General features: G+C 45.4%; 22 protein-coding genes. 13 read left to right on the plus strand and 9 right to left on the minus strand.

Features of this window, described 5'->3' with window-relative positions:
• On the plus strand, window positions 1–217 hold a 217-nt coding region (locus QT990_RS17110; protein WP_333465540.1), incomplete at its 5' end, for a hypothetical protein.
• A 13-nt stretch (window positions 218–230) separates the two neighbouring features.
• On the opposite strand, the gene QT990_RS17115 is transcribed toward QT990_RS17110, so the two are convergent.
• Window positions 231–1,145, minus strand: a complete 915-nt coding sequence (locus QT990_RS17115; RefSeq protein WP_333300190.1) for a LysR family transcriptional regulator — start codon at window positions 1,143–1,145, stop codon at window positions 231–233.
• Window positions 1,146–1,756: 611 nt separating this feature from the next.
• Between QT990_RS17115 and QT990_RS17120 the strand changes: the two genes are divergently transcribed.
• The 10 genes from QT990_RS17120 to QT990_RS17165 all read left to right on the plus strand — a co-directional run bounded on the left by QT990_RS17120 (window position 1,757) and on the right by QT990_RS17165 (window position 10,313).
• Window positions 1,757–2,776, plus strand: coding sequence for an RRXRR domain-containing protein (locus QT990_RS17120; protein ID WP_333146415.1), 1,020 nt, complete (start codon window positions 1,757–1,759; stop codon window positions 2,774–2,776).
• 33 nt (window positions 2,777–2,809) lie between these two features.
• Window positions 2,810–4,312 (plus strand): APC family permease, encoded by a 1,503-nt coding sequence (locus QT990_RS17125; protein ID WP_333409973.1) that lies wholly within the window; start codon window positions 2,810–2,812, stop codon window positions 4,310–4,312.
• Between the two features lie 211 nt (window positions 4,313–4,523).
• A complete protein-coding gene (locus tag QT990_RS17130; RefSeq protein ID WP_333409974.1) occupies window positions 4,524–5,228 on the plus strand; it encodes a cadmium resistance transporter in 705 nt (234 codons plus the stop codon).
• A gap of 20 nt (window positions 5,229–5,248) precedes the next feature.
• Window positions 5,249–5,899, plus strand: coding sequence for a cadmium resistance transporter (locus QT990_RS17135; RefSeq protein ID WP_333409975.1), 651 nt, complete (start codon window positions 5,249–5,251; stop codon window positions 5,897–5,899).
• A 548-nt stretch (window positions 5,900–6,447) separates the two neighbouring features.
• Complete coding sequence (locus tag QT990_RS17140) at window positions 6,448–7,113, plus strand: hypothetical protein (RefSeq protein WP_333409976.1); 666 nt, start codon at window positions 6,448–6,450, stop codon at window positions 7,111–7,113.
• A 146-nt stretch (window positions 7,114–7,259) separates the two neighbouring features.
• Window positions 7,260–7,682 (plus strand): DUF202 domain-containing protein, encoded by a 423-nt coding sequence (locus tag QT990_RS17145; RefSeq protein ID WP_333284850.1) that lies wholly within the window; start codon window positions 7,260–7,262, stop codon window positions 7,680–7,682.
• A gap of 200 nt (window positions 7,683–7,882) precedes the next feature.
• Window positions 7,883–8,284, plus strand: a complete 402-nt coding sequence (locus QT990_RS17150; protein ID WP_333409977.1) for a DUF202 domain-containing protein — start codon at window positions 7,883–7,885, stop codon at window positions 8,282–8,284.
• Window positions 8,285–8,303: 19 nt separating this feature from the next.
• Window positions 8,304–8,540 (plus strand): hypothetical protein, encoded by a 237-nt coding sequence (locus QT990_RS17155; RefSeq protein WP_333465541.1) that lies wholly within the window; start codon window positions 8,304–8,306, stop codon window positions 8,538–8,540.
• A 170-nt stretch (window positions 8,541–8,710) separates the two neighbouring features.
• Complete coding sequence (locus QT990_RS17160; RefSeq protein ID WP_333409978.1) at window positions 8,711–9,214, plus strand: hypothetical protein; 504 nt, start codon at window positions 8,711–8,713, stop codon at window positions 9,212–9,214.
• A gap of 304 nt (window positions 9,215–9,518) precedes the next feature.
• Window positions 9,519–10,313, plus strand: coding sequence for a sulfite exporter TauE/SafE family protein (locus tag QT990_RS17165; RefSeq protein WP_333465542.1), 795 nt, complete (start codon window positions 9,519–9,521; stop codon window positions 10,311–10,313).
• Window positions 10,314–10,541: 228 nt separating this feature from the next.
• Here the strand turns inward: QT990_RS17165 and cysK are convergent, their stop codons facing one another.
• Window positions 10,542–11,522, minus strand: a complete 981-nt coding sequence (gene cysK / locus QT990_RS17170) for a cysteine synthase A (RefSeq protein WP_333143086.1) — start codon at window positions 11,520–11,522, stop codon at window positions 10,542–10,544.
• 18 nt (window positions 11,523–11,540) lie between these two features.
• The gene (locus QT990_RS17175; protein ID WP_333143087.1) at window positions 11,541–11,978 is read right to left on the minus strand and encodes an Rrf2 family transcriptional regulator; all 438 of its coding nucleotides are present in this window, start codon (window positions 11,976–11,978) and stop codon (window positions 11,541–11,543) included.
• A gap of 110 nt (window positions 11,979–12,088) precedes the next feature.
• Here QT990_RS17175 and QT990_RS17180 point away from each other — a divergent pair, with 110 nt between their 5' ends.
• Window positions 12,089–12,322 (plus strand): hypothetical protein, encoded by a 234-nt coding sequence (locus tag QT990_RS17180; RefSeq protein WP_333143088.1) that lies wholly within the window; start codon window positions 12,089–12,091, stop codon window positions 12,320–12,322.
• A 1,023-nt stretch (window positions 12,323–13,345) separates the two neighbouring features.
• Here QT990_RS17180 and QT990_RS17185 read toward each other — a convergent pair.
• The 6 genes from QT990_RS17185 to QT990_RS17210 all read right to left on the minus strand — a co-directional run bounded on the left by QT990_RS17185 (window position 13,346) and on the right by QT990_RS17210 (window position 20,834).
• Window positions 13,346–14,614 (minus strand): YeeE/YedE family protein, encoded by a 1,269-nt coding sequence (locus QT990_RS17185; protein WP_333143091.1) that lies wholly within the window; start codon window positions 14,612–14,614, stop codon window positions 13,346–13,348.
• A 224-nt stretch (window positions 14,615–14,838) separates the two neighbouring features.
• On the minus strand, window positions 14,839–15,795 hold the full coding sequence (locus QT990_RS17190; protein WP_333143092.1) for a sulfurtransferase: 957 nt from the start codon (window positions 15,793–15,795) through the stop codon (window positions 14,839–14,841).
• A 249-nt stretch (window positions 15,796–16,044) separates the two neighbouring features.
• Window positions 16,045–16,629, minus strand: coding sequence for a Crp/Fnr family transcriptional regulator (locus tag QT990_RS17195; RefSeq protein ID WP_333143093.1), 585 nt, complete (start codon window positions 16,627–16,629; stop codon window positions 16,045–16,047).
• A gap of 87 nt (window positions 16,630–16,716) precedes the next feature.
• Window positions 16,717–17,448 carry a serine O-acetyltransferase gene (cysE, locus tag QT990_RS17200; RefSeq protein ID WP_445252004.1) on the minus strand — a complete coding sequence of 244 codons (732 nt, stop codon included), beginning with the start codon at window positions 17,446–17,448 and terminating at the stop codon, window positions 16,717–16,719.
• Between the two features lie 157 nt (window positions 17,449–17,605).
• Window positions 17,606–19,549 (minus strand): ATP-binding protein, encoded by a 1,944-nt coding sequence (locus tag QT990_RS17205; protein WP_333465543.1) that lies wholly within the window; start codon window positions 19,547–19,549, stop codon window positions 17,606–17,608.
• 253 nt (window positions 19,550–19,802) lie between these two features.
• The gene (locus QT990_RS17210; RefSeq protein WP_333102724.1) at window positions 19,803–20,834 is read right to left on the minus strand and encodes a sulfate/molybdate ABC transporter ATP-binding protein; all 1,032 of its coding nucleotides are present in this window, start codon (window positions 20,832–20,834) and stop codon (window positions 19,803–19,805) included.
• 263 nt (window positions 20,835–21,097) lie between these two features.
• Between QT990_RS17210 and QT990_RS17215 the strand changes: the two genes are divergently transcribed.
• Complete coding sequence (locus QT990_RS17215) at window positions 21,098–21,277, plus strand: hypothetical protein (protein WP_333465544.1); 180 nt, start codon at window positions 21,098–21,100, stop codon at window positions 21,275–21,277.
• Window positions 21,278–21,348: the final 71 nt, after the last annotated feature.

Below are 21,348 nucleotides of genomic sequence, written 5' to 3' on the forward strand. Positions count from 1 at the left end.
AATCAGTTACACTAACCAGAGGGTTAGGCTAATCGTCCTTGGATATTCTTTATCCATTTGGATTAAACGAGTCGCACTCCTGAATTACCAATTATATCATGTCCGGTCGATTATCCTGATTCCTGTAGGGGCGGGTTCACCAATAATATTTGCCCCTAACGGACAATCTCACAAACCCGCCCCGGCTTATGTATTATTGGCGATCGATCAGACATGATATTACCCGCACCTTAAGTTAATATCTGTTCAAAGGCTTTAGCAATTCCCGTTTGAAAACGCTGTCGGTGTTTCAGTTTCAAAACAGGTTTAATTATTTCAAAAGATACATTTGAACTCGGTTCGCTAGCTGAAATTTTTATCGATCGCAGTGTAGATAGCTGCAATTCTTTTTTTACCATCAATTCAGGAATAGCCGCTGCACCTGTGCCACTTTCCACCACTGCTTTTACCATTTCACTGCTGTTCAAAACTAAAGTTACATTCAATTCATGGGGATTAATGCCCCAACTTTGCAAAGCTTGTTCCAACATTTGCTGAACTCCCGAACCAGCTTCTCGCATCACCCAATCCGTTTTCGCAATTTCCGCTAAACTCACCTCTGCACGTTCAAACCAAGGGTGAGATTTGCCAACTACAATCAGCAAGCGTTCGCTGCCTATAACTTCTTCCTCCAGAGTGCTCTTAAGCGAAGCTTTGAGGTCTCCCGTCACTAAACCCAAATCAAATGTTCCCGTCGCCGTCCCTGCACAAATTTCTTCGGCATTTGCCAGAGTACAATTCACGCAAATACCAGGATATTTTTGTTTGAACTTGCTAAGTTTATCAGGCAACCAATAATTGCCAATGGTCAGACTGCAACCCAAGTTTAATTCGCCTCGCTGCAAGTCGTTCAACTCCCGCAAACCTCTCTCTGTCAAAGCAACTTGGTCTAGAATTTTCTGCGTTTCAACTTGCAGCAACTTCCCAGCATCTGTGATTTCGATGCGGCGGCCGATGCGGTGGAATAGTTTTACTCCGTATTGCGCCTCTAAGCTTTGGATTGTCGCACTGACAGCGGGTTGGGTGATGTAAAGTTCCTCCGCTGCGCGGCTGAAGTGCAGATGTTCCGCGACAGCTAGAAAAACTCGCAGTTGGTCAAGCGTCATTCCGGCCATGCTGAGGGTTCCTTTACTAAATACAGTTATTTTTTGAGATTAAAATCTCTTGCGGCTAAGCTTTGACGTGAACTTTTCGATCGAGTCTCTGGTACAGGTTGGAATTACCAAAAAAGGACGGTTGCCAGCCGCTATTTAAATTTTCCTTTTAATATCAAGGGTTTGGGCTGGTGGCGACAGATAGGTGTCGTCTTCCAACAGTTCTTTGGCTGCAGCATTGCATCACTTGTATTTATTAATTCGATAAAAAATACCATTTGATTCTACCTGTCAAGAGCCTTAAGGTGATACTTAAGCTTCTAACGCAGGGCCCGATGCTGAAGCAGCACCGACAAGTTTAAGCCGATCGCCAAAAGTCGATCGACAAAAAGAGAGAAGATAAGTCACTAACCCCACCCTAAAGGGATGGGGCTTGTAGAGAAACCAAGCCATAGGTGGAACACAAGCGCAAGTAGGACTAGACAACGGCCGAGAAGCCAATTTGAACTAACTGAAGGTGGCACTTTCATTGGACGTTACAGGCGCTATTCCTAACCCGTAACCACTCCGTTAGTCAAAGTCGAAGGAAATTAAACAGTTAGGCTTATCGCCAAACAAACACCATGCAATACGTTCCTGTAGTGGACTTTGAGCAACGTCCTTTAATGCCAACAACACCCGCAAGGGCAGAGCGTTGGATTAAATCTGGAAAAGCAACACCATTTTTCCGTAAAGGGATCTTTTGTGTTCGCTTAAACGTTGAACCTTCAAATCGTCATACTCAACCCGTAGCAGTTGGAATCGATCCGGGTTCTAAACGTGAGGGGTACACAGTCAAATCAAAAGCTCACACCTACTTAAATCAGCAGTTTCATGCTGTTGATTGGGTTAAAGATGCTGAAGAGACAAGTACAAATGCCAGACGTGCAAGACGTAATCGAAAAACACCTTGTCGCCAACCTCGTCAAAACCGTTCGCGTGGCGCAATTCCTCCCAGCACTAAGGCGCGTTGGCAATTCAAAATCCGAGTAGTCAAAGTTTTTGATACCATCTTTCCCCTCTCCGGTATTGGAATTGAGGATGTAAAAGCATTGACAAAAAAAGGTTGCCACAAGTGGAACACGTCATTTTCGCCTTTAGAAGTTGGCAAAAAATGGTGTTATTCCGAGTTGGAAAAAATTGCACCTCTCACCCTATTTGATGGCTATACCGACACCTACTTAACTCGTCAAAGATTAGGTCTAAAAAAATGTAAGGCAAAGTTATCCAATGTTTTTGATGCCCATTGTGTCGATTCTTGGGTGCTAGCTTACCTGTTGGTAGGTGGCAATATATCACCAGAAAATATGGTGGTGATGGAATGTAAGCCCATCCGTATTTATCGCAGACAATTGCACGTTTTTAACCCTGGGAAAAATGGATATCGCCGTCCTTACGGTGGCTCCATGTCGCAAGGATTGAAGCGTGGGGGGATTGTCAAGCATCTATCGTATGGAAAGTGTTATGTAGGTGGCGAAGATGCGAAAAAATCTCGCATTAGCCTGCACAGTCTTGGTACAGGAAAACGCCTGTGTCAAAACGCAAAGCCCACGGATTGTAAGTTTCTGGCTTACAACTCATGGCGAACTGTAAAGCCGTCCTAAAAGGACGGGGTTTCAAACCCATTTTTCTGATAAATGACTAAGAAAACGCCAAAAAATCACAGTCCCCACGGCTTAAAGCCGGACTGCCTCTCCTTTGGGGAGGTTTTAGCTCAATCCTTTGCCGTCATTGCACCTACAACGATACCAGCATCTAATATAGGGTTAATTGTCGCTCTTTCGGGTAACGGGGCTTGGCTGAGCTTTCTCATCGGCTTGATAGGCCTAGTATTTGTCAGCATCAATATCAACCAATTTGCGAGTCGATCGGCTTCTGCCGGTTCTCTTTATTCTTATATTGTTAAAGGACTAGGCCCGACTGCCGGCGTAATTTGCGGCTGGAGTTTGGTACTCGCTTATCTATTTACTGCGATGGCCGTTTTGTGTGGTTTTGCCAACTTTACGGGTACTTTCATCGGTCATTTAGGCATCCATCCCTCACCGATTACGCTGTTAGCGATCGGGGCCGGCGTTGCTTGGTATGCAGGTTATAAAGATATCCAACTCTCAGCTATGGCGATGCTGTGGCTGGAGGGGGCATCAGTGGCAGCGATTTTTATCTTGGGAATGATCATCTGGGCGCACAAAGGTTTTGCCCTGGATATGTCCCAATTAACTTTGGAAGGCGTAACTCCCGGCAATATAGCGACGGGACTTGTATTAGTAATGTTTGGTTTCTCTGGTTTTGAAAGCGCTACATCTCTGGGCGACGAAGCGAAAAAACCCTTAAAAAATATCCCCAGGGCTGTCATGGGCAGTGCTGTCATGGCAGGCTTATTCTTCATTTTGATGACCTATATTGAGGTTTTGGGTTTTAGCGGTACAGGAGTTTCTATTACTAATAGTGAAGAACCTCTGACTTTTCTGGCGCAACAAGTGGGCATGGGTTGGCTGGGAGAGTTAGTGGCTTTCGGCGCTTTATTTAGCTTTTTTGCTTGCGTGCTCGGCAGCATCAATCCAGCCGCGAGAGTGTTTTTTATGATGGCGCGGCACGGTTTGTTTCACTCTTCATTAGGTGTAGCGCATTCGTCTAATAGAACTCCCCACGTTGCAGTAACGATGTGTACATTTATGACATTTTTGGTGCCTGCTGTGATGTCTATGTTTAACATCAAACTGTTCGATTGTATGGGTTATTTGGGGGCAATTTGCAGCTACGGATTTTTAACCGTGTACGTCTTAATTTCGATCGCCGCACCGATGTACCTGCACAAAATTGGTAAATTGCGCGTGCGGGATGTGGTGTTCTCGGTGGCGGCGATCGCATTTATGATGATTCCGATTGCGGGCAGCGTGGGCATTCCAGGCAGCACTATGTTCCCACCTCCAGAAGCTCCTTACAATGCCTTTCCTTACTTGTTCTTGATGTACTTGGTGGCTACTTGCGGATGGTTTTTCTGGCAACGGCTGCGTTCTCCGGGACTTGTGGGTTCGATGGAGCAGGGTATTGACGCAATTCATGCCAGATTCGAGGAAGAAAATGCAATTTACGGTGGTGTTCGATTGAAAGCAGTTCCCTTTGACAGCGATCGTTTTTGATTAACAGTTACCAGTTCACAGTCAGGACTAATAGTTTTTAGCAACTGGGTTTTTACTGAGATATTGCAGCATTGTCAATCAGCATTTCAATGGCGGGCTAGAATCAAGAACCCACAATAAAATTTAATTTTTGTGGAACGGGCATCTTGCCCGTTCCGAAGATACGATCCCAGCGAGTACAACCAAATAAAAAATCTGAGGAGACACAGAAATGAATGAATTACTAACAGCTATTTCGACGGGAATGACAGCTTTTACGGCTACGAATCTGGACGATATTCTGATTCTGCTGCTGTTTTTTTCGCAGGTGAATGCAGTATTTCGGCGCAGGCATATCGTGTTCGGTCAGTTTCTGGGCTTTACTGCACTGGTTTTTGTTAGCCTTCCGGGGTTTTTTGGCCGCTTAATCTTTCCCCCAGATTGGATCGGAATGCTGGGTTTGCTGCCAATTGCGATCGGGCTTAGCCGCTTGCTGAATTCCGAAACTGACGATTCGGAAGTTGAGGCAGAATTAGAGCAATCTGAGAAATCTTTTTTTAGCAGTTTTCTGTCTCCTCAAACTTACAGCGTAGCAGCGGTGACGGTGGCCAATGGCGGCGACAATATCGGGATATATGTGCCGCTTTTTGCTAGCAATACTTTAGAAAGTTTGGCGGTGATTCTCGGCGTATTCTTCGCGATGGTGGGCGTTTGGTGCTACGCTGCTTATCGGTTAATTCAGATGCGGGCGATCGCAGATACTTTGACTCGCTACGGCAATCAGCTTGTGCCTTTTGTTTTAATCGGATTGGGAATGGCGATTCTGGTTAAAAGCGGCACTCTGGCAAGCCCAACTTTAAGTATAATATCTTTAGTGGGTTGCGGTTTCTGTTTGATAACGATGAGCAGAAGTAACGCCAGCGGAACTGAAGTTTAGAAAAATTGCAGGGACAGCACATGAATTGGATTGCAGCAGCGATTATTGCCGGGATTACATCTTTTGCCGCAACCAATATCGACGATATGGTGCTTTCGATGCTGTTCTTCGCCCAAGTAAATGATACTTTCCGCCCCCGGCATATCTTTGTCGGTAAGTACCTCGGATTTGCAGCACTCATCGCTGCTAGTTTGCCCGGTTTTTTTGGTGGGTTAATTGTGCCGAAAGCTTGGATTGGTTTGCTGGGTTTGGTTCCGATCGCGATCGGCATCAGTCACTTGGTCAAGAGAGAAAATGATGAAGATGAAGTACAAGCAGTATCGGGCGAATTTAACCGGAAATCTAATTCACCTGTGTCAAAGCTAGTAAATCTTTTCAACCCCCAAACTTTGAATGTGGCTGCGGTAACAGTGGCTAACGGGGGTGACAACATCGGTATTTACTTGCCGCTGTTTGCTAGCAGCGATTTGCCGAGCTTGCTGGTGATTTTGGCGGTTTTCTCGGTGATGGTAGGTGTTTGGTCTTATGTCGCTTACCGGTTAACTCGCCAAAGGGCGATCGCCCATATTTTGACTCGCTATACCAAGGCTGCTGTCCCTTTTGTATTGATTGGTTTGGGAATATTCATCCTGATTGAAAGTGGTAGTTATCGGCTGATCCCGCCATTTTAATCTAACTAATAATCAGCCAAGGTTCCGCTAGTTTCATCCCTCTATAGGTAGATAATTTGCCATAAGTCATAAGTCCTAACTCATCACTTTTCCCTTAACAATTGTTTGCTAAAAAGTTGCGCTAAATCGCTTGAAATTTATCAACAAATATGCTAAGTTAATAATGAAGTGAGTGACCAAGCTAAAACCAGCTTCAAACTAATTTAGCCTCAAGTAGTCACGAAACTTGAAACCATCTTTTGAGCTAGCCAATTGCCAGACTTAGGCAACAATATACCTCTTGTCTCAAGAAATCCTGTAGTGGTGAATCAAACCGAGCTAAAAAATTGAGGATTAATCCCTAAACGCTCGCCCGCTCGCTTCGCCACTACCCCACGCCGAGCGACTTTGACAATAGGTATAATGCTAAAAAAACAGATTTTTCGCTTCGGCAAAATTTGGTTTTTCAGGCAAACCAGTTAAAGAGATATCGTTTTTGCCTAAGTCCTAAAATAGCAAGCAAAAAGAAAGTTGGAAAAAACCTGACAATCGAGAAAAGGAGAAAAATTGTGAAAATCTTCAAATTTGTTTTAGTGCTCTTGGTAATGGCCGCCAATTTACTATTTGTTCCCCCATCCTGGGCCGACGCTCCAAAAACGCCGAAATATGCAAGCAATCCCGACTACATAGAGGTGACTCAAGCTCTGAACACTCTCAAGGCAGCGAAAGACGCACCCAATATCGCCCAGAATTATACCCCTGAAGAACTCCAGAAAAAAATCTCTCAATTGGAGTTTCAAAAATACACTTTAGAAACGGGAAAACCTTGGGGTCAGTGCCGCAACGAGACAGGAAAAACCCTGGCTGTCTACGGCCCGAAACGCAAAAAAGCAGCGGAGTCTTCTTACGAGAATGCCCTTTATTTTCTAGCTGACGGCCAAACAACTGAACATAAATGGGATTGCGATGGAATTTATCTAGCCAGCGATGTCAAAGCAACCGATTTAAGAACGACCGATCAACCTTCAGAAGAATTGACGGGCGGTCTAGCTGTTAAGATAGTTGACGGAACTCAAGTTGTAGCCAGAGCTAATCCCGATACGGGGGCTGTAGAATTCAACGTTCCTACTGCTAAGGTTTTCCAGCCTGGGGATGCGAATTGGTTTGTTCCTGATGTGACTCAGGCTTACATAGATACGCAAGTTCCCAACGCACCTACTGAGGAAAATGATTAGTTTTGGTGAAGTTGTAATGCGATCGGCTGTTTAAAGCCCGTTGCAACGCAAAATCCCGCCGGGGAGCAATCCCCGGCGGATAATCATCCCAGCGCAAATATATCGGTTTACCTTCTCATTTCCCGTTAAAATTAAAAGGTTTATCTATGCTATTAAATTGGAAATCCACAAAAGTAAATACAGAAAAAATTAAGCGACCAAATCCGTCGCGGGTGCGGGATCACTTGGCAAACGAGCGCACTTATTTAGCATGGATGCGGACAGCAATATCGCTGATGGGTTTTGGCGTAGTTATCGTGCGCCTTCGCACCTTTCATCCCCCTCTACTCCCAACTCCCGGCAATGGCTGGAAGTTGGGTTTGCTTTTTTCGGCAGTGGGTTTGCTGACGGTGTTATTCTCAACTAAGCACTACTTTGGCGTCCGTCACGATATCGATTACGATACTTATGAACCTACGGATCGCTGGGTAATTCTTTTCAGCCTCGCGATCGCCCTCCTAGGAGCTGGGGTAATTTATTATATGTTCACCGTTCCTTCTAGCTCATTTGGTTTGATGGCACCTGAATAATGGTGGCGGTTTAATATGAATATTAAAGAGTTCGATCGCGTGCAATTATCGTTCCAACTGAGATGTTGCACCATTGTCAAGAACAGGCTTTCCGGCCTGTTCCACAAAAAGTGCATTTTCTTGTGGGGAGTAGGGGGTTGGGCATCCTGCCCGCCCAAAAAAGGCTTATCGAGAATGGTGCAAGATGTGAGCTCCCACCGATGCAAGTAGATGATGAGAAACCAAACCTGCAAAATCTGTCGCGGGCGATCGATCGATCGGCAAATGAGCGCACCTTCTTAGCATGGATGCGGGCTGCGATCGCCCTCATGGGTTTTGGCGTCGTCATCATCCGACTTCGCGTGGTGCAAATGCCCGTACATTACCGTCAGGCGATGGGGTGGAAGTTGGGTTTAATTTTCTCTCTAATAGGTTGGGTCACAGTCTTAATCTCAACTAAGCATTACTTCACCGTTCGCCACCAAATTGACCACGATACCTACAATCCCCCAGACGGCATGGTTTTATTTTTCAGTTCCGCTGTGGGCTTATTGGGGATTGGAGTAATTTATTCAATTTTGGCAACCGCCCTGAGCCCAAGTAGTTTTGTAATACCCGATTGATTGTCAACAGGAGTTAATCATGAACAGCGATACAGTTGCCACGATCGCTTCCATTCTCATCTTAGCTGCTGCTATCTGGGCAGCATTCGTAGTGCTTGAGACAGTCGCGAAAATAGTCCCTAAATTGCTGGGCGTGACAGTCGCGATCGGGCTTTTACTCGTTTACCTGCAATTTTACTGGGGCATCGACACTGCATATCTTTGGCAAAATGTCAAGCATTTGCCGGAAACTTTCAATTTGTCGATCGGCGCCTAAATTATCACCAGCCAGCATTCTCAACAACCTCTCTCGGATAGATATTTTGGTATCGCAAACAAAGTATATTTAGCCGATTCCACAAAATACGGTAACTAGATTGACTTACTAGACATAACTGATTTGGGCTGTTAAACTACGGTAAGTCGATCGAGTAATGAGCTATTAACGTGGAAAACGCTAAAAAAGTCATTGAAGAGTACCAGCTTGCAGGACAACTAAGCCAACAGTTGCCCGAAGCTAAGGGCTTTAACGAAGTCTGGTTTAAAAAGATCAGAGGCGGGTTGCTTCTGGCAATTGGATATTTGCTATCACCCCTGTGTTGGTGGAACGACATATTTTTCAATCTGCCAATTGCCTACGCCTTTGGGTATATCTGTAGCTGGCTTTCCCCAGATTTACTGTTTCCTTGCACAATTGTCGGCTACTGGCTTTCCAATATTGTGGGAATTCTGTTGATGCAGCTAGGAACTTTAGATGTTTTTGCCGACAAACCCAAGGAAAAAAACCTCAAAAAAGAGTTATTGACGGGTTTAGTATCATCAACCGCCTTCACTGTTGTCATTGTGGCATTGATTCATTTTAATGTTCTCGAAACTCCCGATTTCTTTTCCGGCAAGGACTCGGTTAACCTCAGCTATGCTTTACCTGTGACGCTCGTCACTTCAAGGTAGAAAGCCGAATATAAACCCCATAAATAAATCCAGGGTTTTTCATCAGTTACACAGGTACCTATAAGAAAATCAGGGAGCTTTTACACTACATTTTTTGTAGTTTTGTTGATTTGCATTTACTTACTTTAACCAAGATTTTTGTAGCTTAAGACGCGAGAAATCTCAAGCGTTTAAAAGCAAAATTCCTGGCAACGCATATTGAAATGCAAGCGATATTTAGCCTGTGTAGCTGTGTTGTTCTAGCCACCCAAGTTATCTATTTGTTGGTTGGCAGCGCTTAAATACACAGTTTTTGGGCATAACCGTGAACTACTTATTACTATCGTTTCTCAGCTTTTTCGTGGGCATTATCGTTGGTTTGACCGGAGTTGGCGGAGCGTCGCTCATCACCCCAATGTTAATTTTTGTTTTCCAAATTCCAGCATCAATTGCTATTAGTTCGGATGTCGTAGCTGCCACACTGATGAAAGTTGTTGGCGGCTTCAAACACTGGCAGCAAAAGACCCTCGACTTGCAAATAGTTAAGTGGCTGGCTTTGGGCAGCGTGCCCGGTTCGCTGACTGGCGTGTGGATTTTACACTGCATCAAATCCAGCGGAAGTCAGGACTTAGACAGCATATTGCTGCGCTGTCTCGGAGTAGGGATCGCACTAATTGTCGCTTTATCGCTGACCAAATTAGTGGTCAAAACATTTTTCCCTAGTTTTAAATTGCCTTCCCCCGCTAAATGGGACTTAAATACTAATTATGGCCGTATTTGTACAGTGAGTGCGGCAGCAATTTTAGGCTGCATAGTGGGAATCACTAGCGTGTCTTCCGGTTCGATGTTTGCACTGTTGTTGATTGCTTTTTTCCGCCTGGATACTTCTAAATTGGTGGGTACAGATATTTCGCAGGCGGCAATTTTGTTGATGTTTACATCTCTGGGACACCTCAGCCTCGGAACGGTAGACTGGAGTTTAGTTTTGCCCATTTGGTTGGGTTCGGTGCCGGGAGTTTTAGTGGGTGCTAAATTCTGCCAAATTATGCCTCAACGCCCGCTAAAGTTGGTTATTTACGGAATGTTGGCGATGGCTAGTTGGAAGTTGTATCAAGTCTGAAACGTAGGGTAAGGTCAGGAGTATTGCTGTCAACAAATATGCGCTTTCGCTGCAGTCCGGCAGGGGTTTAAACCCCTGCCTCAAAGCTGAAGTCCTCTGAAGAGGACTATTAACTCATGAGTCCTCTTCAGAGGACTTTCGCTTTGAGCCAGGGAATTAATTCCCTGGCGGTCTTTCGGGTTAAGCTGATATCAATGCCGCAGGAGGGGCGATCGCCCCTACTACAATTTAATACTTGCTGACTAATGCTTCGAGTTCGCTGACAGTCGGCAATTCTAAATCTTTGAACAAGGCTGTACTGAGGTAGCGTTCGCCATAAGAAGGCTGCACAAAAACTATCAATTTTCCAGCATTTTCGGGACGCTTGCCGACTTGAATTGCGGCATACAAAGCGGCGCCTGCAGAAATTCCTGACAACAATCCTTCTTCTCTGGCTAGTCGGCGACTGTAGGCGATCGCATCTGCGTCGCTAACTGCAATTGTTTCATCAATTAACTCTGGTTTCAACACTTCCGGGATGAATCCTGCACCAATCCCTTGAATTTTGTGAGCACCAGATTTGCCTCCAGAAAGCACGGGACTGCTGGCGGGTTCAACTGCAATTACCCTAAAACTAGACTTTCGCGGTTTAATTACCTCAGCAACTCCCGTAATCGTACCGCCGGTGCCAACTCCAGCAACTAAAAAATCTACTTTACCCTCTGTATCTTCCCAAATTTCCTCGGCCGTTGTTTCCCGGTGAATTTTTGGATTCGCGGGGTTGCGAAACTGTTGCAGCATGAAAGCATCGGGCGTTTCTTCTACAATTTCTTCCGCACGGGCGATCGCGCTTAACATCCCTTCATGTCCCGGAGTTAATTCCAACTGAGCTCCGTAAGCTTTCAGCATCGATCGGCGTTCCGTGCTCATCGTATCCGGCATCGTTAAAATCAGACTGTAGCCTTTCGCCGCCGCAATCATTGCCAAAGCAATTCCAGTATTGCCTGAAGTCGGTTCAACTAAAATAGTTTTTCCCGGTTGAATTAACCCCGCATCTTCTGCCGCCTGAATCATGCTTGCCGCAATCCGATCTTTCACCGAAGCAGCCGGATTCATCCCTTCCAATTTTGCCACAATTCGAGCAACTACTCCTTCGGCTTGGGGAATTTTATTGAGCTGAACTAATGGAGTTCTACCAATTATTCCTGTAACATCCTTAGCAATTCTCATGGCTTAATTTCTCTCCCTTTAAATGTAGTACATGGGATGTGCTTGTTTGCGAACATCCCGCTGTTCGCACAAATCTTGTAATGTGTATTTGCCCAAAACAGCCCAAGATGCCTGTTGAGCTTCCTGCCAGATTTCTAGCACCGCAGTTTTTTCTATTGTTACAGATTCCGAAACTTTTTGGGTCGGGCCACTGCCGGATCCTTCGAGTGTCGAAAACACCTCTAGCAAGGTAATCTGCCAAGGCTCTTTCGCCAGCAAATAACCGCCTTTAGCACCCCGCAAACTCTGGACAATACTTGCACGCCGCAGCACGGCAAGAATTTGGTCTAGATAGCGTTCGGGTATCTCTTGAGAAGCAGTAAGTTCGCTTACTGTTAGGGGCGAATCCTTCGGGTGGTGGCTCGCCAGTTCCAAGAGCGCTAACAGGGCATATTGTACTCTAGAAGATAGTTCCACATTCCCCACTGGCGATCGAGTTTAAATTGTACATTATATCATAGTACACAATTCCGGTAGGTCTACAGGTGTTAATATATCTTTATTACAAAAACGGTTGGAGAAATCCCGTGAGCAACGTAAATGTAGGTTTAAGCTGTCGGCACTGTCGGTATTACGAGCAGCACGGGCACAGGGGCGGAAACTGCCTGATGCTGGGGGTGGGGGTACAGGGTGGGTGGAAAGCTTGCCCCTTCTTGGTTCGGCCCTTTGCACCGTCTTGGGAATACCCCGAAGCGGGTAGAGCAGGAGAGTCTCAAATGTTGCAGGGAGCGAGTATTTTACAGGCAATACCGCCGCCTTAAAGTAACTACTAAGTAGGTAGGCGGATATATGCTGTCTCATCCTTAAGTTGATTGATACTGAGATATTGCACCATTGTCAGCAACAGGCAAGATGCCTGTTCCACAAGAAAATTTATCTGTTGTGGAACAGGCCGGAAAGCCTGTTCATAAAAGGCTAATTGAGAATGGTGCAACATATGAGTTCATACTCACCTTCTTAAGGGTAGTCAACAGGTGCGAGATATCGCATCTGTTGGCAGTGAGAAGAAAGAAATCAACACAAAGAAAAAAACAAGTGCGATTGTTGCCCTTGCTTTTGAACTTATTGACGAGTCGATGATTTAATTTAATTAACGCAAATTCGATACAAATTATCTGTTGCCCAGACCATTCTGAATTTGATCGAAGATTGCACCGTCACCTTTGAACAGGGACGATTTTAACAGAGCGGCTGATTTAAGAGAAAATACTGGCAAACCAGTTTTTTTCTTAAATGGCTGCAAGACACTATCTGCGAGATGATGATTCCGCATTGATGCTTCTTAGTTCCTCTTGTTTTTCTCAGATAGATTGAGCGCATAATTAAGTTTAATGCGCTTGATATCGGGCAAATGCAGCCTGATGAGATTTGCCCGGATAATCTATAAGATTTCGCTGATGTGGCAATTCTTATGAATGGCAACAGTGGCAAGAGTGAGAGACTGTTTTGCTAGCAGTTTGGCGATCGATCTTTGAGTGCGATCGCCACATCTCTCTACTTAATCTAATACATTATACTATTAAATACTTAATGTCTATATGTAGACAGTAGTTTGTTGTTTTAGGCGCGCTTGGCGGGAAAACGCGACGGAGCATCTCAATGAAAGCAGCAAAGCTCGAAATTGGAATTAGGAGTCAGGAGTCAGGAGCCAGGAGAAAAGAGTCAGAAGGAAGAAGAAAGAAGTGTTTTTGCAAATATGAGATGCTCCCAAACGCGACCTCTGTAGGGACAAAGGCAAAGCCTTTGTCCCTACCCGCAGGGCGATCGCCTATTCATGTTGGAAATTAATTCTCAAGTCGCAAGAGCGATCGCAATTTAATTCCCGCAACGCTGCCCAACAAAGCAGTCGCAATCCACAGCCAACCGTGCAAACTGGTAGAAGCAATACCGCTAAAAAAAGCGCCGACATTGCAGCCAAAAGCCAGCAACGCTCCGTAACCCATCAGGAAACCGCCGCTCAAAACGGCTGCAACTTTGGGTAACGACAGGTTTGTTTTGACGGCGAACTTGCCAGCCAAGGCCGCTGCTAAAATTGCACCCAAAACAATGCCAAAATTCATCACGGAAGTAACATCAGCAAAGATGCCTTTTTGCAGGGATTCCAATTTGTCTGGAGTATTCCAAAACGGGTTAGTTGTGGGATTCCAACCGAAAGCGGTAGCAAGTTCTGCCGCCCACAAAGTAAACCCCCAAGTCACTCCCCAAGGCCGGCCGTCAATTAACAGTTTTACCCAGTTGAGAAAGGCAAGGGCAAAAGCTCCGGCAGCCAGAGGCCAAGGGCCGTAAAGCCATCGATTTTTGATGTGGGATTGGGGATTTTTGAGGAGAGAATCTGCAGTTACGGGTTGCTTGCCGTTGGTGCGATTCCACTGCCAGAGGGCGATCGCAATTAACAGAAATACGCTTAGCTGCAAGATGACTGCGGGCATCCATCCCAAAGTTTTTCCTAAAGATATCGGTGGCAGCGAGGGCAAATGCCACAAATGTCTGGTCAAACTTCCTGCAAAAGAACCGATGCAAAAAGTCAGCAGCGTTAATAGCATTGACGCGCTGCCGCCGCCAATTGTCCAAAGCGTGCCACAAGCGCAGCCGCTGCCCAATTGCATTCCAATTCCGAATATAAAAGCGCCGATCGCATTTTGCCAGCCCACAGGCGCAACAGCCCCGGCTATTTTGTGTCCGAATGCCTCTCCTGATGCAAGTACGGGAGCAAAAAGTACAGTAGCAATTCCTAACATCAACAAGTGCGCTAAAACACCTGTAATATCGCGATCGGCAAATAATTTGCGGTAAGCAGAAGCAAAGCCAAAACTTGCATGATACAAACTCGCGCCCAGCAAGCCTCCAATCAGAAATAAAACGCTCTGCCGCCAGCCGTAGGCGCTCAAACCGGCCGCACCAGCAGCAAATAGCGTCAGTATCAGAGCTAAAATCGGACGCTGCGATCGGGGCGGCGAAGTTTTTGTCAGCGGTGAAAAAGCAATTTCTGCGGTGTTATTCACAATAAAATACTTGACTCCAGAAACAACTGTAAAGCGAGGCAGAGCCTCCATTTTAGCGCTAAGTTTTTCGCGGGGAAGTCTCCGATTTTTCCTCGGGTTGTTCGCTAGGAGTGCAAGCAACGGAATTATCTGCTTGTCGGTGCTCAGCTATTGTTGATAAACCAAAGCCAATCGAGCTGATTATTCCGAGCATTGATATCGAGATAATTACTGTTTTCATTCTACCTCTTCGGTCAATTTTTAGCCAAAATTGCTGTTAACTACAGATTTGTTTTCTACACTGCTTGTTCCGGACCAGTTTCTACAGGTAAATTAGTCTGACTGTATTCAGTCCAAGAACCTTCGTAGATTCTGACTTTCGGATAGTTCAGCAAGTGTTTCAAAACTACATATTGCAGCGTTGCTTCCCGCCCCGTACTGCAAGTAACGATGATGTCGCTGTTGCGATCGATCTTTTTAGCTGCCAAAATCTGCTTGATTTCGTCGAGAGACTTCAACTTGTGCGGGTTTTCAGCATCGGTAAAAGTCGGCCAGGGAATGTTGCGAGCGCCGGGAATGTGTCCGTTGCGCGTCCAGATTTTTTCTTCCCCTTGAAATAGTTTTTCCGGTCTGGGATCGATGAATGTGACGCCTGCTTTGCCAATTAAATTTTTGACTTCATCCAGGGTGACACGAATTGATTTGTTGTCTCGCACAGTCAGTGTACCTGCCGCGTATTTGGGAAACTCTTTCGTCACAGTTTGAGCTGCTTTGTAACCCGCATAACCTCCGTCGATAACTGCTATGTCCGAGTGTCCCAATCGCTCCAATACGTAAGCAACCATTGTCGCGCCGAGAATGTCTCTGCCGTCGGAATAAACTGCGACGCGGCTGTTGTCTGTTACTCCTGCCCGCGATAGTAATTGCCCCAGTTTATCCGGCGTTAGATACTGTACTGGCAAACCGCTGTCCGGCCCGCGCAAGGTGTTGTCGGCGATGTTGACTGCGTTGGGAAGATGCCCGATAAAGTAGTCCATTGGATTGGTGCGGACATCGAGAATTCGCAGGTTTTTGTCGCTGGCGTTTTGGGCAACCCACGCGGGGGAAACGAATTGAATTTTAGTTTTTGATTCCGCTGCTTGGGTTGGGAAAAATGGGAACAGAGGAATTGCGATCGCCAGCACCGCTAGGACGGCAATTAATGCCCCTATTTTGTTTCTTTTGAATCGAGCTTTCAGCCATTTAGTTTTCATTTTCTTTCCTCTTGCATTGTCTCTGTCGAAAAGCACAAAAAGCTCCTCGCTGCTAGAGAGCCGATCGCTCTCTATAGTAATCATCGTAAACTTGATCGAGTTACCGTATATTATAGGTATAGCTGTTGATTGTTGCACAGACAGTCTCAGAAAGTCAATAGTTTTTTTTAGTAGCGAAGGATACAGAATTTTTGGGGCGATTCCCTCCGGGATAGCTTCGCACGCGCGTGCGAGACATTGATTCTACCCTTAGATTTCGTAGTGCCACACCTCAGAAGGTTGCAGAATAATCCGGTGGAGTGGCAGACGATCGATCAAGCCTTGCTGCTCAAAATGACCGAGGGTGCGAGTGACAGTTACGCGACTTGTACCGATGATTTCTGCAATGTCCTGATGCGTTAAAATCATATCGATTAGATGTCCTTGCTCTACCTCAGAACCAAACCTCTTAGCCAGCCAAGTTAATAGTTGATAGAGCATAAAATCAACTCTTTTGTAACCTCGCATTACCATAAAGTCTTCAGCCTGCTGAATGTGACTGAGCAAAATATCTCTATTTAGCCAGCGATCGCCCGATAGTAAAATTGCCTCGACTTTAGTAAGGCATTCAATTTGAAAAGGATCGCATTTTGAGATTGGTTTGCCGATCGTATCACCAGGCCCCCACAATCCCAAGGTAATAATTGTGCCATCTTCAAGCCACGTTACAGTTCGCACTACTCCAGTTTCAATCCGCCACAGAGCATTGCTTCTGTTGGGCAAGTGCGAGCGGCGAGGAAATATATGGCGGCTCGTTTCATCAAAAGTTTTAGTGGAAAGAGAAGCAATAGTCATAGCCAGTTACTGAAAGAATAAAAGTTAGCTTGTCCAATGGCAGCAGGATAGTGTGGCTGGCAAAACTCTAGATAAATTAAAGCTTTACTAGATTCCTGCACCGTCTAAAAACTGTGTAATGAATAAATCCGAAGACTGAAATAATTCATGTTTTTCGACCTCTGCTTGCTCTGATTGATGTGTTTTGATCGGAGATAATTGAGATTTTAAGAAATTAACTTGCTCTTCTAAATCCTTAATTCTATCGAACAAAGCTCGAATCGCTTGAGCTTCCAAATCCGGTAGACCTTGAGAATTTTGAGCATCTTCCACCTGCTTTTTCCGAGAGATGATGCGGCCGGGAATTCCCACAACTGTGCAATCGCTAGGGACATCCCGCAGCACTACCGAACCCGCACCAATCCGAACATTATTGCCAATTTGAATATTGCCTAAAACTTTAGCACCGGCTCCCACGATTACATTTTCTCCCAGCGTCGGATGCCGTTTTCCTATTTCTTTACCCGTGCCGCCAATGGTCGCTCCTTGATAAATTACAGCATAATCTCCAACGATCGCAGTTTCGCCAATTACCACCCCCATGCCGTGGTCGATAAACACCCCCCTACCAATTGTCGCTCCTGGGTGGATCTCAATACCTGTTAAAAAGCGACTCAGTTGGGAAATCAAGCGCGGTACAAACGGCAGGCCAGCGGAATAAAGCCAGTGTGCTATCCGGTGCAAAAAAAGTGCTTGCAGTCCGGGATAGCAAAATAATACTTCCAGCCAGTTGCGCGCCGCGGGGTCACGTTCGTAAATAATTTGCAAGTCACTGAACATATTTAGTCCCGCCGTGTTTCGGTTATACAGTATCGGCAGTGCCGACGGTTTAAGCTGCATAAAGCAGTATTGGTTGTGGCATTCTTACTTATAATACTATAATCCGACCGAATTACAGTAGTTAATGAGAAAAAAATTTTTCTTTCCCCAGCCCTTTCTAAGCTGCCTCGGATATTTTCCGCGAAACAAACGGTACAGCTTGTCTGACTTCTTGCCGCAGCGGAATCTCGATCGAGAATTCCGTCCCCAATCCCGGTGTCGAATCGCAGCGCAGCATACCCTTGTGCTTTTCTACGACAATTTTATAGCTGATTGACAGTCCCAATCCTGTCCCTTTTCCCACAGGTTTAGTAGTAAAAAACGGGTCAAACAGCCGTTTTTTGACATTTTCTGCCATACCGGGGCCGTTGTCAGATATCCGCACAATTATTTTATCCGGGATGGAATATTCTGTGGTTATGGCGATCGCGATCGGATTAGCTTTCGCTGCTTTGGGCCCGCGATCGAGGTTGTAACTCTCAAGGGCGTCGATCGCATTAGCCAGAATATTCATGAACACCTGATTTAATTGTCCGGCATAGCACTCTACTAAAGGTAAATTGCTGTAGTTTTTAACAATCTCGATCGGCGGGCGATCGGCTGTAGCTTTCAGGCGACTTTGCAGAATTAGCAGAGTGCTGTCAATGCCTTCATGGATGTTGACAGGTTTCATTTCGCTTTCGTCTAAGCGAGAGAAATTCCGCAAAGATTGGACGATTTGAACAATGCGCTCGGCTCCTATTTTCATCGATGACAGCACTTCCGGCAAATCATCGCACAGAAAGTCAAACTCAATATTTCGTAAATGCTGTGAAATTTCCAAGGGAGGGTATAAATAGTGTTTTTGGTAGAGTTCTATTAACTCCAACAAATCCCTAGTATATTCGCGGGCGTGGTGGATATTGCCGTAAATAAAATTAATAGGATTGTTAACTTCGTGGGCTACACCAGCAACTAATAAACCCAAACTAGACATTTTTTCCTGCTGAATCAGTTGAGCTTGAGTTTGCTGCAACTCTTGCAAAGTTTGCTCTAGCTCTTGAGATTTAGCCGTGCGTTCTCCGGCTACTTTTTCAATTTTTTCGGTATAATCTAACAAGCACATTAGATAAATGGTCGCCGCAAAAGTCAAGACTATCCCAAAAATTAAAACAGTCAAAGAACGCCCAAAATTAAGAGGATTAATGTACTCTGGCGTTAGCCGTAGTTGCAGCAACCACCTGCGATTTTCAATATTGATAATGCGGGTGCAACTGCTGCCGTCTGGGCAGTAAGCTCTTTCCCCAAGCTGGAGTTGATTTTTGATATTTTCGTCGGTAATTATCCTTTTTGTCTTCGCTTCGTAAAAGGCAAGAAATTTTTCTGATTCAGGAGCCATAGCATCTTGAAGATACACATTAACAAAGTTGAGCTGATTTTCCTGCAAAGCGGATTTAACAATAGCATCAACGAGCAAAATTCCGAAAGCAAAACCTTTCAAATTTTCTGGTTCTGTAGCAGCTAAATTTTCCGGGAAGTCGGCGGTATCGCCCGGATAAGTTGGACTAAAAATTGGCAGGAAGACGAAGACGCCAGGGTGATTTTCTGAGGGCAATTTTTGGCGATCTGTCGCGATAATTTCTTGTCTTTTTGTGGCGTTTTCTAACGCTAGCCGGTTGGCAGTTAAATCTAAGCTTAAAGCTATTTCCTCTGTCATAAATTGCGGAGAGCCTGAAAAACGCGGCAGCCAAGCGATCGCCTTCAGGCTCGGATGGCGGTAGAGGGCAGAACCAACAAATGTCTTCATTTCGGGTTTTTTAACGCCGTCAAATACGCTGTAAAATGCTCCCGCAGCCCGAATGATTTCTAAATTACCGCTAACATCTTTCTGAATGTCTGTAGCTATTTTGTCCAGGCGGTCTTGCAGTTCGGCTTGCATGGATTTATATTCCCAATTGTACGCGACTGAAGAAGCGATCGCAGACAATCCTAATCCTGCACAAAGTGTTAATCCTGCCTGGATGTAACGGCGATAACTAAGTAAAGTGCTAGTTGCTAAATTCAAGAATTTGTTAGCAGTCATATTCTTCACCTATCTTGTTTCTAGTTCTCCGTCCCAGGCTCTGCCTGAGATTTCTCGTTTTTCTCGTTTTCTGGTTCTCAGGCTCTGCCCATTTTCTCGTTCCCAGGCTCTGCCTGGGAATGAATTTCAGGAGGCTCTGCCTCCGATTTAGAGCCACGAGACAGCATTACCAGGCACGAGCCTGGTAACGATGTGGCAGCAGTGTTTTGTAGAAGCTCCCCAATAGTATTTTGAGTAAGATGCAGCCGCTGATTTAAATTGAATAAGCAGGGAAAGTCATCGCGTGTTTGGGCTTGACGTAAACTTGCTGATCTCGCTTTAACTGTAGAGAATCGAAGCGCTCGCGACTCACGTAAGCTGTTACTACCTGCTCGGATTCTAACACTAACTCGGTTTGTATTTCCCGCCCTAAATGAATGATGCGACTGACTTTTGCTAATGAAAAACCCGACTCCGGCTTAGTTTTAATTTCCACGTCGTGGGGGCGCAAAAACACTACGTCCGAATGAGCTGCTCCATTATTCCGAGCCGTTGTGGCGTTGCTGGCGAACAAACCTGCAGCATTCGACAGCACATTGACCGGCCCAATAAAACTCATCACAAAAGCTGATGCCGGTTTGTCATAAATTTCAGCAGGAGTGCCAACTTGTTCGACTCTACCTTTGTTCATCACCACAATTTCATCGGCTACTTCCATAGCTTCTTCTTGGTCGTGAGTCACAAAAACTGTGGTGATGTTAACTTCTTTGTGAAGGTTGTGCAGCCACGATCGCAATTCTTTGCGGACTTTAGCATCTAATGCTCCAAAAGGTTCGTCTAGCAGCAGCACTTTTGGTTGAACTGCTAGAGCTCTCGCCAAAGCCACCCGCTGCCGCTGGCCGCCGGAAAGTTGCGAAGGATAGCGATCGCCCAAACCTGTCAACTGCACTAAATCCAAAAGTTCATCAACCCGCTTGCTAATAGAGTTTTTAGGAACTTTGCGAATTTCCATTGCAAAAGCAATATTTTTCCGAATACTCATGTGTTTGAACAAAGCGTAGTGCTGAAACACAAAACCGATATGCCGTTCCTGCACCGACTGCTGAGTAGCATCCTCGCCGATCAAGTAAATATGACCGCTGTCTGGCGGTTCGAGTCCCGCAATCATCCTCAGCAGAGTCGATTTCCCCGAACCGGAAGGCCCTAAAAGCGCGACTAGAGAGCCGTTGTTTATTTTCAAACTCACGTTGTCAATGGCGTGGAAGGAGCCGAAGTGTTTCGATACGTTCTCAATTGTAATGCTCATGACTTTGTGTACCTATTTTAGGAGTTGACGGTATTAACTCCATATATCTGACCGATTTACAGTAGTATATCCTGAAATTAATATTTGGCAAGGCCTGTAACTTTTTGTATTGTATTTCGAGCCCTCCTGATGGGAACGGCGCTTGAAAGTTGACGCTGGCGGGCCGTCCGAGTTAACCCGCGAGGGTTTCCAGATGTGGGATTATCGGTAAATGCGATCGTCCCAGAGTAAACCATGCTGAAATTACGCAGAAACCGGGTTTGATGGACGAAAATACTGCATCAAAACCTTTAAAACCTTTAATCCTCGTAAAAAACCCGGTTTCTTTGCTGTCGATCTATCTATATTTTACCGCAGCCAACAATTCCCCGACTCCCGGCGATATTAAAGATTTCATGTACAAATTGCTCAATCTGAGGTGCGATCGCCCACAATTTATATGACAATAGTTAGTTCATAAGCATACAGGCTTCAGCTTTGACAAACTACCAGAATAGTAAATTCTAACCAGAAC

The sequence above is a fragment of the Microcoleus sp. T3_B1 genome, assembly GCF_036700445.1.
Taxonomy (GTDB): Bacteria; Cyanobacteriota; Cyanobacteriia; order Cyanobacteriales; family Microcoleaceae; genus Microcoleus.

Bases quoted from the DNA above. Each gene is read 5' to 3' on its own strand.
- QT990_RS17115 (WP_333300190.1), bottom strand. From the start codon at position 1,145: ATGACGCTTGACCAACTGCGAGTTTTTCTAGCTGTCGCGGAACATCTG.
- QT990_RS17120 (WP_333146415.1), top strand. From the start codon at position 1,757: ATGCAATACGTTCCTGTAGTGGACTTTGAGCAACGTCCTTTAATGCCA.
- QT990_RS17125 (WP_333409973.1), top strand. From the start codon at position 2,810: ATGACTAAGAAAACGCCAAAAAATCACAGTCCCCACGGCTTAAAGCCG.
- QT990_RS17130 (WP_333409974.1), top strand. From the start codon at position 4,524: ATGAATGAATTACTAACAGCTATTTCGACGGGAATGACAGCTTTTACG.
- QT990_RS17135 (WP_333409975.1), top strand. From the start codon at position 5,249: ATGAATTGGATTGCAGCAGCGATTATTGCCGGGATTACATCTTTTGCC.
- QT990_RS17145 (WP_333284850.1), top strand. From the start codon at position 7,260: ATGCTATTAAATTGGAAATCCACAAAAGTAAATACAGAAAAAATTAAG.
- QT990_RS17150 (WP_333409977.1), top strand. From the start codon at position 7,883: ATGCAAGTAGATGATGAGAAACCAAACCTGCAAAATCTGTCGCGGGCG.
- QT990_RS17155 (WP_333465541.1), top strand. From the start codon at position 8,304: ATGAACAGCGATACAGTTGCCACGATCGCTTCCATTCTCATCTTAGCT.
- cysK (WP_333143086.1), bottom strand. From the start codon at position 11,522: ATGAGAATTGCTAAGGATGTTACAGGAATAATTGGTAGAACTCCATTA.
- QT990_RS17185 (WP_333143091.1), bottom strand. From the start codon at position 14,614: ATGGAGGCTCTGCCTCGCTTTACAGTTGTTTCTGGAGTCAAGTATTTT.
- QT990_RS17190 (WP_333143092.1), bottom strand. From the start codon at position 15,795: ATGAAAACTAAATGGCTGAAAGCTCGATTCAAAAGAAACAAAATAGGG.
- QT990_RS17195 (WP_333143093.1), bottom strand. From the start codon at position 16,629: ATGACTATTGCTTCTCTTTCCACTAAAACTTTTGATGAAACGAGCCGC.
- cysE (WP_445252004.1), bottom strand. From the start codon at position 17,448: ATGTTCAGTGACTTGCAAATTATTTACGAACGTGACCCCGCGGCGCGC.
- QT990_RS17205 (WP_333465543.1), bottom strand. From the start codon at position 19,549: ATGACTGCTAACAAATTCTTGAATTTAGCAACTAGCACTTTACTTAGT.
- QT990_RS17210 (WP_333102724.1), bottom strand. From the start codon at position 20,834: ATGAGCATTACAATTGAGAACGTATCGAAACACTTCGGCTCCTTCCAC.
- QT990_RS17215 (WP_333465544.1), top strand. From the start codon at position 21,098: ATGGACGAAAATACTGCATCAAAACCTTTAAAACCTTTAATCCTCGTA.